This window comes from Pantoea sp. PvP021, assembly GCF_054056055.1.
In genome coordinates this window covers 1-1,307 of the sequence record NZ_JBSRXX010000018.1, presented here as the reverse complement: position 1 = coordinate 1,307, position 1,307 = coordinate 1, and the positions used below count along the sequence as shown (strand labels likewise).

Here is a 1,307-nt window from a genome sequence, read left to right as displayed (position 1 = left end):
CTGACCCGTCCTGAATAGCGTTGACACATTTTCCCGATGTTTTAAGGAGAATGTGATGAAACAGTATGTTAAACGTACACAACGGGACTACTCTCTGTCCTTTAAACTGGCCGTCGTTGAGCAGGTTGAAAAAGGTGAGATGACATATCGTCAGGCTCAGGAGCGCTACGGTATTCAGGGGTGCTCCACCGTTCTGAACTGGCTGCGTAAGTATGGCCAGCTGGACTGGCACTCTTCAGCGCAGCGCAGCACCCGTGGAGGACTCATGACAAAATCCCTTCCCCTTACCCCCGAACAGCGAATCAAAGAGCTTGAGCAGCAGCTGGCTGAGTCCGAAGTTAAGGCACAGTTCTTCGAGGCCGTCGTGAAGGTCATGAACACTGAGTTCGGCGCCACGCTGACAAAAAAGCAGTTAGCTTCCTTATCGCGCAGACAGAAACACCCGGACTGACCATCGTCAGGGTCTGCCGTTTTTTAAAAATAAGCCGTCAGGCGTGGTATCAGGGATGTCAGCGCGGGCAGCGTAAGGCAGAGCAGGCCAGCCGCATTACTGAGGAGGTGAAAAACCTCAGGATGCAGCAACCGCGTCTGGGCACGCGTAAGCTGCACCATATCCTCAACTGTCGGGATGACTCTGCACTGCATATCGGGCGGGACAGCCTGTTTACCGTCCTGCGGCAGGCCGGCCTGCTGGTACGTCCGGCCAGGGCTTATCATAAAACAACCCACAGCCATCATCGTTTTTATAAGCATCCGAACCTGCTGAAAGGCGGGCCGGGGCAGGCCGTCATCTCCGGCCCGGAGCAGGTGTGGGTGGCGGACATCACCTGGCTCCCGGTCAGAACCGGCACGGCTTACGTGAGCCTGGTGACCGACGCGTTCTCACGAAAAATAGTGGGCTACCATGTACATGAAAGCCTCCATACAGAGCACGTGGTAAAGGCGCTGCAGATGGCGCTGAGAAACAGACGCGGCAGGACGCCGCTGATCCACCACTCCGATCGGGGGATACAGTACTGCTCAGCGCTGTATCAGTCGGTGCATGAAAAGCACGGCCTCATCTGCTCAATGACGGATGGCTATGACTGCTACCAGAATGCGCTGGCGGAGAGGGTTAACGGAATACTGAAAAACGAGCTGCTGATCACCCGCCCGGCAGACATCGTTCAGGCAGGGAAAATGGTGGCGGAGTCGGTAAAAATCTACAACGGTCAGCGGCCGCACCTGTCGCTGAAATACAAAACGCCTGATGCAGTGCATCAGGCGTTTTAACGGCATAATGTGTCAACTTATGCCAGGACTAGTCA

General features: G+C 55.3%; 1 protein-coding gene. It reads left to right on the top strand.

The genetic code is table 11. The features are described from left to right. The first annotated feature begins 55 nt into the window (after positions 1 to 55). Positions 56 to 1,272 (top strand): IS3 family transposase gene (locus ACVKSX_RS23675; protein WP_354439729.1). Its coding sequence is split into 2 segments (ribosomal slippage): positions 56 to 401 and positions 401 to 1,272, totalling 1,218 coding nucleotides; the frame shifts between segments, so codons are not numbered across the junction. Positions 1,273 to 1,307: the final 35 nt, after the last annotated feature.